This window comes from Amycolatopsis sp. cg9 (assembly GCF_041346945.1).
Lineage (GTDB): Bacteria > Actinomycetota > Actinomycetes > Mycobacteriales > Pseudonocardiaceae > Amycolatopsis.
This window is the reverse complement of record NZ_CP166850.1, coordinates 4462516-4478984: the sequence shown is the minus strand read 5'-3', so window position 1 is coordinate 4478984 and position 16469 is coordinate 4462516. Positions and strand designations below refer to the sequence as shown.

Genomic DNA, 16469 nt, shown 5'->3' with positions numbered 1-16469 from the left:
TCGCTATTCGACTCCCATCAGCAGCACGGCGTCCGCCTGGCCGCTGGCGTAGCTGGTCAGCTCCACCTCGGGGTGCTCCACCCGCAGCTGCTCCGCGAGCTCCCCGGCGACCCCGGGCGGCGCGGCGGCTCCGCTCAGCACCGTCACGAGCTCGCCGCCGAGCGCCAGCATGCGGTTCAGCACCTTCATCGCGGCGGCGACCAGGTTCGTCTCCGACGCGGGCGCCGGCTCGATCAGGACCACCTCGTCGTCGACCAGGCCCACGACGTCACCGGACTGGGCCCGGCCCACCCAGGTTAGCGACTCCTCCTGCGCGATCCGCAGTTCGCCACGCCTGGTCGCGGCGGCGGCTTCGGCCATCGCGACGACGTCGTCGTTGGTGCGGCGGCCGGCGTCGTGCACGGCGAGGGCGGCCAGCACCTGCACCGGCGACACGCACGGGATGACGACGACGTCCCGGTCGGCGGCCACGGCGTGCCCCGCCGCGGCGTCGGCCGCCGCGGTCAGCGCGACGCTGCCCGGCAGCACCGTGACGTGCTGCCCGGCGGCCTCGTTGAGCAGGCTGATCATGTCTTCGACGCTCGGCGTCCCGCCCTCGGGCACGGCCAGCACCGGGATGCTTTCGGCGCGCAGCAGCTCGGCCAGCGCCCCGCCGTGCACCACGGCGACGACGGTGCGGTCGATCCCGCCGCCGGGTTCGATCGGCGTCGGTGTGAGCAGCGGCTCGACCCGGATCTTCCGCGGGCGGCCGAGCGTGAGGCCGGCCTCGATCGCGGCGCCGATGTCGGCGCAGTGGACGTGCACGGCGTGGCTGCCCGAGCCGTCGCCGGCGACGGTGACGCTGTCGCCGAGGCCGCTGAGCTCCTTGCGCAGGGTCGGCAGGCTCGCCTCGTCGACGCCGTCGAGCAGGTACATGACCTCCCACGCGTAGGCCTCGGCGTGCGGGGCGGCGTGCACTTCGAGGGCGTGGTCCTGCTCGATCGGGGCGCCGGTGAGCACGCCGACCAGCGCGTCGAGCACCGCGACGAGCCCGCGCGCGCCGGCGTCGACCACCCCGGCCTTGGCCAGCGCGGGCAGCTGCTCGGGCGTCTTCTCGAGGGCGTACGCGGCTTCCTTCGCGGCCTTCAGCGCGACTTCGCCGAGCGTGCTCGTGTCGCCGCGCACGGCGAGGGCGACGGCGTGCAGCACGGTGAGGATGGTCCCGGCGACCGGGCGGCTGACGGCGCCGGTGGCGACCTCGTCGGCGTGCCCCAGCGCCGTGGCCAGCCAGGCGCCGTCGAGCTCCCCTTCGGCGCGGTCCGCGAGCCCGCGCACGACCTGCGACAGGATCACGCCGGAGTTTCCCTTGGCGGAGGCCACGGCGCCCCGCGCGAGGACCTTCAGCGCTTCGGCGGCGTCCGCGGGGGTGGCGCCGGCGAGTTCCGCGGCCGCGCCGGTCATCGTGAAGAGCATGTTGGAGCCGGTGTCGGAGTCGGCCACGGGGTAGACGTTGATCCCGTCGATCGCCGGCCGCAGGCTCGCGAGGCTGTGCACGCAGCCCGCCGCCCAGGCCGCCACCGCCGCCGCGTCCAGCACCCGCACCCCGTAACCTCCTGACCGGTCTCCCGGCAGCGTATCGACCCGGTGCCGGGGGGCTCGAACGCAGTAGTTACTATGGTCGAGTTGCCCAGTGCATCTGGGCTCATTTCTATGACCCAGATCCAAAGGAGTTCGACGTGGCTGCCGTGTGCGACGTCTGTGGCAAGGGACCCGGCTTCGGCAAGTCGGTCTCGCACTCCCACCGCCGTACCAACCGCCGGTGGAACCCGAACATCCAGACCGTCCACGCCAAGGTGGGTGTGTCCCAGCGCAAGCGCCTGAACGTGTGCACCTCGTGCATCAAGGCGGGCAAGGTCGTTCGCGGCTGAGGCGAGAAGAGTTTGGGTGGCGGGTGCTCCTCGGAGCACCCGCCATTTTTTATTTCAGGAAGTCCGTCAGCAGCGGCTTGAGCGTCTCCGGGTACTGGAGCACGCCGTGGTCCTGCCCGTCGAGGATCTCGTGCCGGGCCCCCGGCACCGCTTCGGCGGCCACGCGCGCGCCTGCCTGGAGTTCCTCGGGGCTCGCGCCGCCGCCGATCACCAGCGCCGGGACCGAGATCTTCGCCAGGTGGTCCAGCCGAGGGCGGGCACCCGGGCCGCAGATCGTCAGGTCGTACGGGAGCGTGTGCGCCAGGCCCGTGAACCAGCCCCACACCGGGGCCTGCTTCATCCCCTCGACCAGCTCTTCCGGCGTGCCCGCGACCATCAGGAACGTCTTCACGGCGCCGTCGCGGTCGCCCGCCGCGAGCTGGGCCCGCACCTGCCCGAGGACGTCGCCCCGGTCGTGGTCCGGGGTCGCGTACGGCGGTTCGTAGGCCACCAGCTTGTCGATGCCGACGCCCGCCGCGGCCGCCTCCAGGGCGAGGACCGCGCCCGACGAGTGGCCGAACACCGACGCGGTCCCGCCGGCGTGGGCGATCAGCGCCGCGATGTCCTCGATCTCCCGCTCGAACGCGTAGTCCGGCGAGTCACCGGAGTCGCCGCGCCCGCGCCGGTCGTAGGCGATCGTCGTGAAGTCCGCGGCCAGGACTTCCGCCAGGCCCACGACGGTCGTGCGGTCGTTGAACGCGCCGCCCACGAGGATCACCGGCGCACCGGAACCGCGCTGCTCGAAGAAGATCGACGTGCCGTCGGCCGAAGTGACGTTCATGCTTCCTCCAAAGGTTTACCCCTGGTCGGAGCCGTCACGCGGATCCGGACACCGAACCTACGGGAGTTTCCAGTCGACCGGGGCCGCGCCCTGCTTCTCCAGCAGTTCGTTCGCGCGGCTGAACGGCCGCGACCCGAAGAAGCCGTTGTGCGCCGAGAGCGGGCTGGGGTGCGCCGACTCGATGCACGGCACCTCGCCCAGCATCGGGCGCAGGTTGCGCGCGTTGCGGCCCCACAGGATCGCCACCATCGGCTCCGACCGGGCCGCGAGGGCCTTGATCGCCTGCTCGGTGACCTCTTCCCAGCCCTTGCCCTGGTGCGAGTTCGACTTGCCGGGCTGCACCGTCAGCGCCCTGTTGAGCAGCAGCACGCCCTGGTCGGCCCACGGCGTCAGGTCGCCGTTGGCCGGCAGCGGGTGGCCGAGGTCGTCGGCGTACTCCTTGTAGATGTTGACCAGGCTCTTCGGGATCGGCCGGACGTCCGGCGCCACCGAGAAGCTCAAGCCGACCGCGTGCCCGGGCGTCGGGTACGGGTCCTGGCCCACGATGAGCACGCGCACGTCGTGGAACGGCTGCTTGAACGCCCGCAGCACGTGTTCACCCGCCGGCAGGTACGTCCGGCCCGCGGCGATCTCCGCGCGGAGGAACTCCCCCATCGCGGCGACCTGCGGCGCCACCGGTTCCAGGGCCTCGGCCCAGCCTGCCTCGACGATGTCCTGCAGCGGTCGTGCGGTCACGGCGCGCAAGCCTACCGGGCGTGGCCGACGTCACCCGAGCGGGTCGAGCCGCCGCAGCTCGGTCCGGAACCGCTTCCCGCGCTCGACGTAGGAATCCACCACCAGCGCGATGCTCTCCGGCCCGAACGACTTGTTCTCCCGCACCTTCGCCGGCACGCCCAGCGCGATCTCCCCGGTCTTGACGTGCGAACCGTACGAGAGCACCGCGCCCGCGCCGACCATCCCGCCGTCCTCGATCACCGAGCCGTTCAGCACCACCGAACCGGACGCGATGAGGCAGCCCGTGCCGATCGTCGCGCCCTCGACGTGCACCGCGTGCCCGATCGCGGACGACGGCCCGAGGATCGTCGGGTGCCGCTCGGTGCAGTGCAGGACGCAGCCGTCCTGGACGTTGGAGCGCTCGCCGATCTCGATGTAGCCGTGGTCGCCGCGCAGCACGGTCTGCGGCCAGACGGACGCGAACGCGCCGATCCGGACGTCGCCGATCACCGTGGCGTCCGGGTGGACGTAGGCGTCGGGGTGGATCGCCGGCTCGAGCGAACCGAGTGCGTAGATGGCCATGCCGCCTCCGGGTGACTGCGGTTTCACGTGCCGTGCGATTGGATCACGGCATCGCCACCAAGCCGAAAACCAGCCTGCTCGTGCTCCTCCTCGTCGCGCTGACGTGGCTGCTCAGCCTGCCCACAGCGAATCCCGCGTCGGCGAACGGGCTGGCCGCGACGCCGCCGATGGGCTGGAACAGCTGGAACCAGGTCCGCTGCTACGACCTGACCGAAGACGTCGTCAAGCGGGCGGCCGACGCCCTCGCCGACACCAGCCTGCGTGACGCCGGCTACCAGTACGTCGTCGTCGACGACTGCTGGCAGGCCCCGAAGCGCGCCGGCGACGGCTCGCTGCAAGCGGATCCGACGCGGTTCCCGCACGGCATCGCCGACCTCGCCGACTACGTGCATTCGCGCGGCCTGCTGTTCGGCATCTACGCCGTGCCCGGCAGCCGGACCTGCGCGATGGCCAACGACGCCTACCCCGCGTCCGGCATCGGCTCGCTCGGGCACGAGCGCCAGGACGCCGAGACGTTCGACGGCTGGGGTGTCGACTACCTCAAGTACGACTGGTGCAACGCCGACACCGTCGACGGCCTCGACCGGAAGACGGCGTTCGAAAAGATGCGCGACGAGCTCGCCGCGCTGCCCCGGCCGATCGTCTACGCGATCTCCGAATACGGCGTCTCGAGCCCGTGGACCTGGGCGCGGCCGGTGGCGAACCTGTGGCGCACGACCTACGACCTCGTGCCGACCTGGGACTCCGTGCTCGCTACCATCGACCAGCAGGCCACCGTCGCCGTCCACAGCGGCTCCCCCGGCGGCTGGAACGACCCGGACATGCTGCAGGTGGGCAACGGCACGCTGACCGCCGACGAGTCCCGCGCGCACTTCAGCGTCTGGGCCGTGCTGAACGCGCCGCTGTTCGCCGGCACCGACCCGGCGAAGCTGGGTGACGCGGATCTCACGACGCTCGCCAACCCCGAGGCGATCGCGGTCGACCAGGACTTCGCCGGTGGCCAGGGCCGTCGGCTCGAGGCGGGCCCCGGCTACCAGGTGTGGGGGAAACCGTTGTCCGGCGGCGGTTTCGCGGTGGTGCTGCTCAACACCGGCAGCACCACCGCGACCGTCTCCGCGTCGCTGCCCGGCTCGTGGACCGTCCGGGACCTGTGGGCGCACCAGGACGTCGGCACCGGCGTCTCGGCGTCGCTGCGGCCGCACGCGGCGGCCTTCCTCAAGCTCACACCGAGGTGAGGTCCTTGCCGTAGCAACGGCTTTCGGGCTCGTCCCGGTACACCCCGAACTTCGGGATCTCGGTGTAGCCCGACGAGGTGTACAACGCGATGGCTTCGGGCTGCTTGGTCCCGGTTTCCAGGATCGCGCGCTTGCGGCCGCACAGCGCCGCCGTGCGCTCCAGCTCGGACAGGATCATCCGCGCGAACCCGCGGCCGCGGGCGGAATCGGCGACGTACATCCGCTTGAACTCGGCGTCGCCGTCCTGGAAGTCCGGCGCGGGACCGTCGTGGGCGCGCCACGCGCCGCAGGCGACGGCTTCCTCGCCCTGGTAGCCGACGAGGAAAACGCCCTGCGGCGGGTCGAAGTCCGCCGGGCTCATCGGGGTCACGTCCTCGTCGCCGTAGCGCTCGACGTACACCTGCTGCACCGCGGCCATCAGCTTGGCCGCGTCGGGGTGGTCGTAGGGGACCGGAACGATTCTCACGTCCACCGACTCTAGATCAGCGCCAGTGCGTCCAGCCGCCTTCTCGGGAGAACGGCTTTCCGTCCACAGTGATCCCCGAGTCGGCCATCGTGACGACGCCGATGGTGCGCCAGCCCTCCGGGAGCTCGGTGAAGGGCGGGAACGTGGCCGCCAGGGCGTGGTCCTCGCCGCCGGTCAGCACCCAGTCCAGGGGGTCCGCGCCGAGGGCGGCGCCGACTTCGGTGAGCCGGCCCGGGATGTCCAGGTCGGCGGTGCGGACGTCGATGCCGACGCCGGAGGCCGCGCCGATGTGCCCGAGGTCGGCGAGCAGGCCGTCGGAGATGTCGATCATCGCCGTGGCCCCGGCGAGCGCGGCGCGCGGACCGGCTTCGTACGGCGGTTCCGGGCAGCGCTGGGCGTTGACGACGCCGACCGGCGACCGGAACCCGCGGCCGAGCACGGCCAGGCCGGCGGCGGCCCAGCCGAGCCGCCCGCACACCGCGAGGAGGTCGCCGGGCCGGGCACCCGAGCGCGTCACGGGTTCGCGGTCGCCGAGGTCACCGAGCGCGGTGACGCTGATCACGAGCTGGTCGGCGCGCACCATGTCGCCGCCGGAGACGCCGATGCCGGCGCGTTCGGCTTCGGCCCACATGCCGTCGGCGAGGCCGGTGACGACCTCGCGCGGGGTGTCGGGCGGGCAGGCGATCCCGACCAGGACGGTGGTCGGCGTGGCGCCCATGGCGGCGATGTCGGCCAGGTTGACCGCGACGGCCTTGCGCCCGACGTGCTCGGGCGGCGACCAGTCGAGCCGGAAGTGCACGCCCTGCACGAGCACGTCGGTGCTGGCGACCACGCGGCCGTCGGGGGCGGCGACGACGGCGGCGTCGTCACCCGGGCCGAGCAGCGTGCCCGGCGGCTGGCGCCGTCCTTCGGTGACGGCTCGGATGAGCGCGAACTCCCCGGTCTCGGCGACCGTTGCGTCGTTCGGTGACACCGGTCACCTCTGCTTTCTCTACCGGGACAAAGAGTCGATCACCGATAGTCGGATGCCCTATGTTTTTCGATGAGCTGGCGATACGTTCCTACCTGAGCTGACCGATCCCGACGAAAGGGCGCGCCGTGGTCCACGCATACATCCTCATCCAGACCGAGGTCGGCAAGGCGGCCGCGGTGGCGGCCGAGATCTCCAGCATCGCGGGCGTCACCAGTTCGGAGGATGTCACCGGGCCGTACGACGTCATCGTCCGCGCGGCCGCCGACAGCGTCGACCAGCTGGGCCAGCTCGTGGTCGCGAAGGTGCAGAACGTGGAAGGCATCACGCGGACGCTGACCTGCCCGGTCGTGCACCTCTGAGCAGTGCCACCCCCTGGGGGACGCCCCCCAGGCCCCCCGAAAAGACTTCGGTGGTGTAGTGGTGCGGTGCCTGAATCCGACACCGGTGCCCCGCCCAGGGTGGTCCTCGTCACCGCGGCCGCGCTCGCCGTGGCCCTGGCGGTCGCCGTCGCCGTCTTCGCGCTGACCCAGCGTTCCTCGTCCTCGGACTCCGCGGGCCCGCTGCCCTTGGTCCCCGTGCCGGCGCCCTTCGCGGCGTCGCCGGGCTGCACGACGTTGCTGGGCGCCGTCCCGGCGGAACTGACGTCCAACGGGACTTCCCTGAAGGTCCGGACCTTGGCGGACCCGGCCCCGCCCGCGACGGTCGCGTGGGGCACAACCGACCCGCTGGTGCTGCGCTGCGGCCTGAACCGCCCCCCGGAGCTGACCCCGACGGCCGCGCTGCGGCTGGTGAACAAGGTGCAGTGGCTGCAGGTGCCGGGCGAGGGCGCGTCGACGTGGTACGTCGTGGACCGGGAGGTCTACGCGGCGCTGACGGTGCCGGACAGCGCCGGGACGGGCCCGCTGCAGCAGATCTCGGACACGGTGGCCGCGAAGCTCCCGCCGCGGCCGTTGCGCTTCGGCTAGCGGAGGCCGGTGCCCCGCGCGACGGCGGTGTCGACGAGGGTGCTCAGCAGCGTCGCGTAGTCCACGCCGGTGACCTCCCACATCTTCGGGTAGGCGGACTTCGTGGTGAAGCCGGGCATGGTGTTGACCTCGTTGATGGTCAGCTCGCCGTCTTCACCGACGAAGAAGTCGACGCGGGCCAGGCCCTGGCAGTCCAGCGCTTTGAACGCCTCGACGGCCATCGCGCGGAGCTTTTCGGTGAGGGCGTCGTCGAGCTTGGCGGGGATGTCCAGCTCGGCGTCGTCCCCGAGGTACTTGGTTTCGAAGTCGTACCAAGCGTTTTCGTCCTCGGACAGGACACGGATCTCGGCGGGCAGCGAGGCTTCGACGCGGCCGTCCGGGAACTCGAGCACCCCGCACTCGACCTCACGCCCGACGACGGCGGCTTCGACGAGCACCTTGGGATCGGTGGCCCGAGCGAGTTCGACGGCGGCGTCGAGGTCGTCCCACGCGGTCACCCGGCTGATCCCGACGGACGACCCGGCGCGGGAGGGCTTGACGAAGACGGGCAGCCCGAGCTTGGCCCGCTCGTCGCCGTCCAAAGTAGACTGACCGCGCTTCAGGGCAACGAAGGTTCCGACCGGAAGCCCTTCGGCGGCAAGGAGTTTCTTCGCGGTTTCCTTGTCCATGGCGGCGGCACTGGCGAGCACGCCGGGCCCGACGTACGGGATGCCGGCGAGCTCGAGGAGGCCCTGGATGGTGCCGTCCTCGCCGAAGGCGCCGTGCAGCACCGGGAAGACGACGTCCACCTGCGAGAGCAGTTCGCTTTCCCGCCCGGCCTCGACGGCGACGAGCCCCTGGCTGGACGGATCCCCGGCGAGCACGAGCCCCTTGCCGTCGTCCACGGAAGGCAGTTCCCGCCCGCGGATGGCGAGCTGCGCGGAGTCCCCGGTACCGAGCACCCAGCGTCCTTCGCGGGTGATCCCGACCGGAACGGCCTCGAACCGCGCGGGGTCGAGGTGACCCAGGACGCTACCGGCGGACAGGCAGGAGATGGTGTGCTCACTGCTGCGCCCACCGAACACGACCGCCACCCGGATCTTCTCGCTCATGGTGAGCCACCGTACCCGGTGACCTCGCGGAACAGCCCAGCCCCGTACGCCGGGCGGCGACCGGAGAGCGCCGAACGCAACCGGTGAGGGCCGTGGCACGTCCGGTACATCGAGGGGCTGGTGGGCCCGGAGCCGGGCCCCGCCCTCCCTGGGGGCTCACCGCCACTCCGAGCGTATCGGCCTGGACCGACGGGAAGCGGGGGAAAGCCGCCGCTGGGCCGGAGTTGTCCACATCACGGCCGGCCTGTGGACAAAGCCCGCTGCGGCTGACGGGACCGCGGTCGGTACCCGGCAGGTACCGCGGCCCGAGGCCGCAGCCGCGCGGAACCCGGCTTGGCACCGCGCCCGCCGCCGCGGCCGCGCTTGGCGGAACCCGGATCGGCACCACGACCGGCCGGCCTCGGCGGAACGCGGGTCGGCACCACGACCAAAGCCGCAGCCAACACCCGACCGGCACGGCAGCCAACGCGACCCGCACCGCGAGCAAGGCCACAGCCGCACCCGGACGGAACCCGGATCAGCACCACGACCAAAGCCGCAGCCAACACCCGACCGGCACGGCAGCCAACGCGACCCGCACCGCGAGCAAGGCCACAGCCGCACCCGGACGGAACCCGGATCAGCACCACGACCAAGGCCGCAGCCAACACCCGACCGGCGCCGGAGCCGGCACCCGGTCAGCACCGCAACCGAGGCCGCAGCCACCACCCGGATCGGCACCTGCCCCACAACCCGACCGGCGCCGCAACCAGTGTCTTGAATGACTCATTCAAGACGCCCCGCCGCCCCCACCCTCACCGCAGCAAAGACACCAGCGTCGGCAAAGCGGCCACCAAAGCCTCCCGAGAACACCCCGCGTACCCGATCGCCACCCCGTGCGCCGAAGGTTCCCCCGCGAAGTGCCGCGCCAGCCCGTCCAGCCGGATCCCCCGCCGCTCGGCCGCGGCGATCACCGAAGCCTCCACCGCGGCCGACGAAAACGGCACCACCAGGTGCGCCCCGGCGTCGTCGCCCCGCACCGGCACACCCGCCGAAGCCAGCGCGCCCGCCAGCAACGTCCGCCGCTCCGCCATCTCGCGGCGCAGTTTCCGCAGGTGCCGCCCCAGATCCCCGTTCCGCGCGAACTCGTACAGCACCCGCTGTCCCGCCGGCGACGGCCGTGTGCCCGTCAGGTCGCGATAAGCCAGCACCGCCGACGTGATCGCCTCCGGCGCCACCATCCACCCGGCACCCAACGTCGGCGTCAGGATCTTCGACGTCGTCCCCAGGTGCGCCACGACGTCCGGCGCCAGCGAAGCCAGCATCGGCAGCGGGGCGACGTCGAACCGCAGCTCGCCGTCGTAGTCGTCCTCGATGACCAGCATCGACGAAGCCCGCGCCCGTTCCACCAGCGAAACCCGCCGGGCCGCGCTCAACCGGCTGCCCATCGGGTACTGGTGCGCCGGCGAGCAGTACACCGCCCGGGCGCCCGGCGGGATCGCGTCCGGCCGCAACCCCTCGAGGTCCACCGGCACCCCGACGACCCGCATGCCCGCGCGCCGGAACGCCTGCACCGCGCGCTGGTAGCCCGGCTCCTCCACCGCCACGACGTCCCCGCGTTCCAGCACCGCCGCCGCCAGCTCGACCACCGCCGCCGTCGTGCCGCCGGTCGCCAGGACCGATCCCGCGGCGAGACCCCGGTGGCGCAGCAGGTGCTCCGACACCGCCGCGCGGTACTCCGGCAGGCCCGCGCGGTGGGCGCGGACCAGCGGGTCCGGGTCGGCTGCCGCCCGCCAGGCGCGGCGCCAGGCCGCGCGGTCCAGGCCGTCCGCCCACGGCGTGCCGGGGCCGAGGTCGAGCAGCGACGGGGCCGCGGCCTCGGGCGCCGGCACCGCGGGCGCCGGGACCTCCGACGCCGAAAAGGACGGCGGTGTCGTCACGTACGTCCCGGAGCCGTGCCGTCCGGCGATCCAGCCCTCGGCGTGCAGCTGCTCGTAGGCCGCCGACGTCACCGTGCGGCTGACGCCGAGGCGCCCCGCCAAGGCCCGGGTCGACGGGAGCCGGTCGCCGCCCCGGAGGTGGCCGGACGCGGCCGCTTCGCGCAGCGCGTCGGCGAGCTGGACGGCCAGCGGCGTGACGGCCGCGCGGTCGAGGCTGACCGGGAGCGCGGTGTCGGCGTGGGACACGGGACCTCCTCGAGTGGACTTCCCAAGTGTACGAGAAGTGGACGTTTTCCGATGCCACTGTGCCGGGAGACGCTGATCGCATGCTGTCCACCACGCCCCGCACCACGCTCGGCCGCAAGAAGCATCGCGCCGTGACCGACCGCTCGGCGCTGTACGCCGTCCTCGACGAGGGGCTCATCTGCCACCTCGGTGTCGTCCGCGACGGCGTCCCGCTGGTCCTGCCGACCGGCTACGGACGCGACGGTGACACGCTCTACCTGCACGGATCCACCGGCGCGGCCAGCCTCCGCGCGGCGGCGAAGGACCTCGAAGTGTGCGTCACGGTGACGCTCCTCGACGGCATCGTCTACTCGCGCTCGGTGAACAACCACTCGATGAACTACCGCAGCGCGGTCATCCTCGGGCAGGCCGAGCCGGTCGTGGACGCCGAAGCGAAGATGCACGGCCTCAAGGTGCTCACCGACCACCTCGCGCCGGGCTCGTGGGAGCACGCGCGCGACGTGAACGCGAAGGAGTTCGCCGCGGTCAGCGTGCTCGCGCTCGACCTCGCCGAGGCGTCGGTGAAGATGCGCGCCGAGGGTCCCGGCGACGAGCCGGAGGACGTCGAGGCGGACGCCGCCTGGGCCGGGGTGCTGCCGGTGCGGACGGTCTTCGGCACACCCGAGCCGTCCGAGGACCTCTCCCCCGGCCGGCCGGTACCCGAGCACGTCACCGGTCGTGAGCCGCGAGCGGGAGCCTGACCGTGAACACCGTGCGGCCCGGCTCCGAGGCGACCGCGACCGTGCCGCCGTGCGCCGTCACCAGGGACTGGACCACCGACAGCCCGAGCCCGGTGCCACCGTTGCCGCGGGTGCGGGAGTCGTCGACGCGGAAGAACCGGTCGAAGATCCGTTCCTGATCCGCGGCGGCGATGCCCGGCCCGGCGTCGCCGACCCGGACGACCGCTTCGGCACCCGAAGCCGCCACCGAGAGGTGCACCGCGGTCCCGGGCGGGGTGTGCACGGCGGCGTTGGCCAGCAGGTTGTCGAGCACCTGCCGCAACCGCACCGGGTCCGCGTCCACGAATGCCGGTTCGAGCGACGACGTCAGCGGGTGGCCGGGCCGCCCGGCGGCGAACGCGTCCGCCGCGTCGCCCGCCAGCTCGGCCAGGTCGACGCGCTCGGGCCGCAACGGCGTCTCGGCGGCGCGCGCGTCGAGACGGGCCAGCAGCAGGAGGTCGTCGACGAGCACCGTCATCCGCGCGGTCTCCTCGCGGATCTTGGCCAGGTGGGCCTCCCGTTCCGCCGGCTCGTTCGCCGCGGCGTAGCGGAAGAGGTCGGCGTAACCGCGGATCGACGTCAGCGGCGTGCGCAGTTCGTGGGACGCGTCCGCGACGAACCGGCGCAGGCGCTCGTTCGCCTCGGTCTTCGCCGCCAGTGACGTGTCGATGTGCGCCAGCATCACGTTGAACGCCGTCCGCAGCTCGTCGACTTCGGCGCCGCCGCCGGTGCCGGCCGCGCGCACCGGCAGGTCGGGGTTCGCGGTGAGGTCGTGGGACGCGATGTCGTGCGCGGTCCCGGCCATGTCGGCCAGCGGGCGCAGGCCGCGGCGCAGCACCAGCCGTCCCACGACCACCAGGACGCCGAGGGCGAGGGAAAAGGCGGCCACCTCGACCCAGATCAGCTGCTGGACCGTCCCGTCGAGGTCCTTCTGGGGCGCGGCCGAAAGCAGCACCGAGCCGTTGTCGACCGGGCAGGCGCGCACCCGGTACGGCCCGTCGTCGTGCAGGTAGACGGTGCGCGTGACGTCGCCGCCGACCGCGTCCGCGGCGATCTTCGCCAGCTGCTTGGCGTCGTCCGGCAGCTTGCCGCCCGGTTCGGGCATCGCGACGCCGTCGCGAACCTTGTACAGCGCCGAATACCAGGAGTACACCGACTGCGGCGACCCGTGTGTCTCGCGCAGCTGCGGCAGCTGGGTGTTCTGGCTCTTCGACAGCTGCTCGTCCAGCCGGCGGTCGAGGTAGCCGTGCATGATCCCGACCATCGTGACGCCGACGGCCGCGAACACGACCAGCGCGAGCGCGCCGAGCCCCAGCGTGATCCGGGTGCCCAGCCGCGTGCGCTGCCAGGCCCCGTACCACTTCGCGAAGAAGCGCCTCACCGGTTGACCTGGCGCACGACGTAGCCGACGCCGCGCACGGTGTGGATCAGCGGTTCGCCGCCGCCCGCGTCGACCTTGCGCCGCAGGTGCGAGATGACCAGTTCGACCACATTGGACCGGCCGCCGAAGTCGTACTCCCAGACGTGGTCGAGGATCTGCGCCTTCGTCAGCACCGACGGCGACCGGCGCATGAGGTAGCGCAGCAGCTCGTACTCGGTCGGCGTCAGCTCGGCGGGGCGCTCGCCGCGGCGGACCTCGCGGGTGTCCTCGTCCAGCGTGAGGTCCCCGACCCGCAGCACCGCGCCGCGCGCCGCGGCCTGGACACCGCCGTGGCTGCGCCGCAGCACCGCGCGCAGCCGCGCCATCAGCTCCTCGACGGAAAACGGTTTCACCAGGTAGTCGTCACCCCCGCGGGTGAGCCCGGCGATCCGGTCGGCCGTCGCGTCCTTGGCCGTGAGGAACACCACGGGCACCGCGTTGCCGTTCTCGCGCAGGCGGTCGAGCACGGTGAAGCCGTCGAGGTCGGGCAGCATCAGGTCGAGCACGACGATGTCCGGGGCGAACGCCGCCGCCTCGGTCAGCGCGGCCTTGCCGGACCCCGCGGTGACCGCCTGCCAGCCCTCGTACCGGGCGACGGTGGCGACGAGGTCGGCGATGTGCGGCTCGTCGTCGACGACGAGCAGGCGCACGGTCTCGGAGCTCTGCACTCCCCCATCTTCTCCCGGCGCGCGCGGCGCGGGCGACCCGTGGCGCGGGCCGACAGGAATCCGACAGCCCGCACCCAGACTCGCCACAGGCTGCGTGGCGAGGCTGGCCTTCGTGAACCGAAACCGAAGGGGATCCGTGTGACCACCATGACGCAGACCGCCGAGGCCGCGCGCCCGGCGATCCGCCCCCGGATCGCCGCGAAATCCGGCCTCTTCACCTTCCTGGGCGCCAACGTGGCCGCCGTCACCGCGCTGTTCGCGCAGGCCGGCCTGTCGCAGAACGTGCTGATCAGCATCGGGCGGCTCGCCGGGATGTACGGCGCGCTGGCCATGGCGTTCCAGCTGCTGCTCGTCGCCCGGCTCCCCTGGCTGGACCGGCGGATCGGGATGGACCGGCTCACCACGTGGCACCGCTGGACCGGCTTCACGATCCTGTGGACCCTGCTCGCGCACCTGGTGTTCATCGCCTTCGGCTACGCGGAAGTGTCCGACAAGGGCGTCGTCGACGAGCTGGTCGAGATGGCGAACACCCTCGAAGGCATCCTGCGCGCGCTGGTCGCGTTCGCGGTGATCCTGATCGTGGGCGCGGCTTCGGCGAAGTTCGCGCGCAAGCGGCTGGCCTACGAGACGTGGCACTTCATCCACCTCTACACCTACGCCGCGGTGCTGCTGGCCTTCACCCACCAGATCGCGCTGGGCCAGTCGTTCGCCGGTTCCGAGCCGGCGAAGGCGTACTGGTGGACGCTCTGGCTCGGCGCCGGTGCCGCCGTGCTCGCCGGCCGCGTCGTGCTCCCGCTGTGGCGCAACGTGCGCCACCAGCTGCGGGTCACCGCCGTGGTTTCCGAGGCCCCGGACGTCGTTTCGGTGTACATGACCGGCAAGCACCTGGACAAGATGCCGGCGCGGGCGGGCCAGTTCTTCCTGTGGCGGTTCCTCACGAAGGACCGCTGGTGGCAGGCCAACCCCTTCTCGCTGTCCGCCGCGCCCGACGGCCGCACGCTGCGGCTGACCGCGAAGGCGCTCGGCGGCTCCAGCGCTTCGCTGCGGAACCTGCGGGTCGGGACGCGCGTGTTCGCCGAAGGCCCGTACGGCGCCTTCACGACCATCCACCAGCGGCGGCCCAACGCGCTGCTCGTGGCGGGCGGAGTCGGCATCACACCGATCCGCGCGCTGCTGGAGGACATCGACGGGCACGTCGTCGTGCTGTACCGGGTGCGCACGCAGGCCGACGCGGTGCTGCTGCCGGAGCTGAACGGGCTGGCCAAGGCCCGCGGCGCCGAAGTCAGCGTCCTCACCGGACCGGACCAGGCGGTCGGCCCGCGCGGGGCGATGCTCGGCCCGGCGAACCTGCACATGATGGTGCCGGACGTGCACGACCGGGACGTGTTCGTCTGCGGCCCGCCGGGGATGACTTCGGCCGTGCTGCGCAGCTTGCGCGAGCTGAAGGTGCCGAAGACCCAGGTCCACGCCGAACGCTTCAGCCTCGCGGCCTAGGGGGATTTCCGCTGTGAAGAAGACCATTTTCGTCGTCGCGCTCTCGATCGCGGGGTTCATCGCGGTCTGGCGGTTCGAGCCGGGGCCGGTGCACAACACCGCCGCCGTGGCGCAGGCGCCGCCCAGCACCAGCGCACCGGCCACCTCGGCGGCGCCGTCGGCTGCACCCTCCACTTCGGACAGTGCGGACGCGACGGTGACGACGCAGGGCTCGGCCGAGTCCAGCAAGTACGGCACCGTGCAGGTGCAGGTGACGTTCACCGGTTCGCGGCTCACCGCCATCACCCTGCTGCAGGCGCCGAACGAAGGCCGGGCACTGACCGCGTTGCCGCGGCTGCAGGACGAAGCGATGCAAGCCCAGAGCGCCGACATCGACACGATCACCGGCGCGACCGAGACCAGCGAGTCCTACAAGACCTCGCTGCAGGCCGCGATCGACCAGCGGGGGAACCGATGAGCGTCCGCGTCGAGCAGATCATGGGCCTGCCGATTTCCCTGGACCTGCGCGACCGGGAGGACTTCGCCGAGGTCGTCGACGACGTCTTCGCCTGGTTCCACGACGTCGACGCCCGGTTCAGCCCGTTCAAGGAGGACAGCGAAGTCAGCCGCTACGACCGCGGCGAGCTCGCGGCCGCCGAGCTGAGCGACGACCTCCTCGAGGTCCTGGAGCTCTGCGCGTACTACGAGCAGCTCTCCGGTGGCGCGTTCCGGGCACGGCTGCCCGGGCGCGGCCTCGACCCGTGCGCGGTGGTGAAGGGCTGGGCGGTGCAGCGCGCCGCCGACATGCTGAAGGCCGAGGGCGCGACGACGTTCTGCCTCAACGCGGGCGGCGACGTCGTCACCGCGGGCGAGCCGGAGCCCGGCCGCCCGTGGCGGGTCGGCGTCCGCCACCCCGAGCAGCCACTGGCGGTGTGCGCGGTGCTGGAGTCGCGCAACGGCGCGATCGCGACGTCGGCGGCGTACGAACGCGGCTCGCACATCCTCGACGGCCGGTCCGGCACGCCCGCGACGGGCCTGATGAGCGTGACCGTCGTGGCCGGCGACCTGGTCACGGCGGACGCGCTGGCGACGGCGGCGTTCGCGATGGGCGAGGAAGGCATCACGTGGGCGGCCGACCGGCCCGACTGCGAGATCCTCATCGTCGACGACAGCCGCCGCGTGCACCGGACGGCAGGCCTCGCGCTGGCGTCCTGAAATCGGCTCGCCCCGGC

The 16469-nt window shown here is 72.5% G+C and carries 18 protein-coding genes; 8 read left to right on the top strand and 10 right to left on the bottom strand.

All coding sequences use genetic code 11. The annotated features are described in order from the left end of the window. Nucleotides 1-3: 3 nt before the first annotated feature. Complete coding sequence (locus AB5J73_RS21465) at nt 4-1581, bottom strand: DAK2 domain-containing protein (RefSeq protein WP_370971597.1); 1578 nt, start codon at nt 1579-1581, stop codon at nt 4-6. A 134-nt stretch (nt 1582-1715) separates the two neighbouring features. On the opposite strand from AB5J73_RS21465, the gene rpmB reads away from it, so the two are divergent. Continuing rightward, nucleotides 1716-1907: a 50S ribosomal protein L28 gene (gene rpmB / locus AB5J73_RS21460; RefSeq protein WP_003091970.1), complete on the top strand. Its 192-nt coding sequence runs from the start codon at nt 1716-1718 to the stop codon at nt 1905-1907. A 49-nt stretch (nt 1908-1956) separates the two neighbouring features. Here the strand turns inward: rpmB and AB5J73_RS21455 are convergent, their stop codons facing one another. Genes AB5J73_RS21455 through AB5J73_RS21445 form a run of 3 tightly spaced genes read right to left on the bottom strand, consistent with a single transcriptional unit; the run spans nt 1957 to nt 4023 of the window. Further along, nucleotides 1957-2727, bottom strand: a complete 771-nt coding sequence (locus AB5J73_RS21455) for an alpha/beta fold hydrolase (RefSeq protein ID WP_370971595.1) — start codon at nt 2725-2727, stop codon at nt 1957-1959. Between the two features lie 57 nt (nt 2728-2784). Further along, nucleotides 2785-3462 carry a uracil-DNA glycosylase gene (locus tag AB5J73_RS21450; RefSeq protein ID WP_370971593.1) on the bottom strand — a complete coding sequence of 226 codons (678 nt, stop codon included), beginning with the start codon at nt 3460-3462 and terminating at the stop codon, nt 2785-2787. A gap of 30 nt (nt 3463-3492) precedes the next feature. Continuing rightward, nucleotides 3493-4023 carry a gamma carbonic anhydrase family protein gene (locus AB5J73_RS21445; protein ID WP_370971592.1) on the bottom strand — a complete coding sequence of 177 codons (531 nt, stop codon included), beginning with the start codon at nt 4021-4023 and terminating at the stop codon, nt 3493-3495. A gap of 32 nt (nt 4024-4055) precedes the next feature. Here AB5J73_RS21445 and AB5J73_RS21440 point away from each other — a divergent pair, with 32 nt between their 5' ends. Continuing rightward, a complete protein-coding gene (locus AB5J73_RS21440; protein WP_370971590.1) occupies nt 4056-5258 on the top strand; it encodes a glycoside hydrolase family 27 protein in 1203 nt (400 codons plus the stop codon). Here the strand turns inward: AB5J73_RS21440 and AB5J73_RS21435 are convergent. Next, the gene (locus tag AB5J73_RS21435) at nt 5245-5724 is read right to left on the bottom strand and encodes a GNAT family N-acetyltransferase (protein WP_370971588.1); all 480 of its coding nucleotides are present in this window, start codon (nt 5722-5724) and stop codon (nt 5245-5247) included. The genes AB5J73_RS21440 and AB5J73_RS21435 overlap by 14 nt on opposite strands. A 16-nt stretch (nt 5725-5740) precedes the next feature. Further along, nucleotides 5741-6697 (bottom strand): thiamine-phosphate kinase, encoded by a 957-nt coding sequence (locus AB5J73_RS21430; RefSeq protein WP_370971586.1) that lies wholly within the window; start codon nt 6695-6697, stop codon nt 5741-5743. Nucleotides 6698-6822: 125 nt separating this feature from the next. Here AB5J73_RS21430 and AB5J73_RS21425 point away from each other — a divergent pair, with 125 nt between their 5' ends. Together AB5J73_RS21425 and AB5J73_RS21420 are read left to right on the top strand one after the other, a co-directional pair. Next, nucleotides 6823-7056, top strand: coding sequence for an Lrp/AsnC ligand binding domain-containing protein (locus tag AB5J73_RS21425; protein WP_155545137.1), 234 nt, complete (start codon nt 6823-6825; stop codon nt 7054-7056). 66 nt (nt 7057-7122) lie between these two features. Next, nucleotides 7123-7662: a DUF3515 domain-containing protein gene (locus tag AB5J73_RS21420; protein ID WP_370971585.1), complete on the top strand. Its 540-nt coding sequence runs from the start codon at nt 7123-7125 to the stop codon at nt 7660-7662. On the opposite strand, the gene AB5J73_RS21415 is transcribed toward AB5J73_RS21420, so the two are convergent. Both AB5J73_RS21415 and AB5J73_RS21410 read right to left on the bottom strand, forming a co-directional pair. Beyond that, nucleotides 7659-8753 (bottom strand): D-alanine--D-alanine ligase family protein, encoded by a 1095-nt coding sequence (locus AB5J73_RS21415; RefSeq protein ID WP_370971583.1) that lies wholly within the window; start codon nt 8751-8753, stop codon nt 7659-7661. The two genes, AB5J73_RS21420 and AB5J73_RS21415, sit on opposite strands and share 4 nt — an antisense overlap. A 794-nt stretch (nt 8754-9547) precedes the next feature. Further along, on the bottom strand, nt 9548-10918 hold the full coding sequence (locus AB5J73_RS21410; protein ID WP_370971581.1) for a PLP-dependent aminotransferase family protein: 1371 nt from the start codon (nt 10916-10918) through the stop codon (nt 9548-9550). Between the two features lie 80 nt (nt 10919-10998). Here AB5J73_RS21410 and AB5J73_RS21405 point away from each other — a divergent pair, with 80 nt between their 5' ends. Beyond that, nucleotides 10999-11658: a pyridoxamine 5'-phosphate oxidase family protein gene (locus AB5J73_RS21405; protein WP_370971579.1), complete on the top strand. Its 660-nt coding sequence runs from the start codon at nt 10999-11001 to the stop codon at nt 11656-11658. Here the strand turns inward: AB5J73_RS21405 and AB5J73_RS21400 are convergent. Continuing rightward, nucleotides 11627-13057 (bottom strand): sensor histidine kinase, encoded by a 1431-nt coding sequence (locus AB5J73_RS21400; RefSeq protein ID WP_370971577.1) that lies wholly within the window; start codon nt 13055-13057, stop codon nt 11627-11629. The two genes, AB5J73_RS21405 and AB5J73_RS21400, sit on opposite strands and share 32 nt — an antisense overlap. Beyond that, a complete protein-coding gene (locus AB5J73_RS21395) occupies nt 13054-13764 on the bottom strand; it encodes a response regulator transcription factor (protein ID WP_370971575.1) in 711 nt (236 codons plus the stop codon). Before AB5J73_RS21395 ends, AB5J73_RS21400 begins: the two co-directional genes overlap by 4 nt. Before the next feature lie 147 nt (nt 13765-13911). Here AB5J73_RS21395 and AB5J73_RS21390 point away from each other — a divergent pair, with 147 nt between their 5' ends. Genes AB5J73_RS21390 through AB5J73_RS21380 form a run of 3 tightly spaced genes read left to right on the top strand, consistent with a single transcriptional unit; the run spans nt 13912 to nt 16452 of the window. After that, on the top strand, nt 13912-15258 hold the full coding sequence (locus tag AB5J73_RS21390; RefSeq protein WP_370973260.1) for a ferric reductase-like transmembrane domain-containing protein: 1347 nt from the start codon (nt 13912-13914) through the stop codon (nt 15256-15258). A 13-nt stretch (nt 15259-15271) separates the two neighbouring features. Then, nucleotides 15272-15715, top strand: a complete 444-nt coding sequence (locus tag AB5J73_RS21385) for an FMN-binding protein (protein WP_370971573.1) — start codon at nt 15272-15274, stop codon at nt 15713-15715. Next, the gene (locus tag AB5J73_RS21380) at nt 15712-16452 is read left to right on the top strand and encodes an FAD:protein FMN transferase (protein WP_370971571.1); all 741 of its coding nucleotides are present in this window, start codon (nt 15712-15714) and stop codon (nt 16450-16452) included. Before AB5J73_RS21385 ends, AB5J73_RS21380 begins: the two co-directional genes overlap by 4 nt. Nucleotides 16453-16469 lie beyond the last annotated feature (17 nt).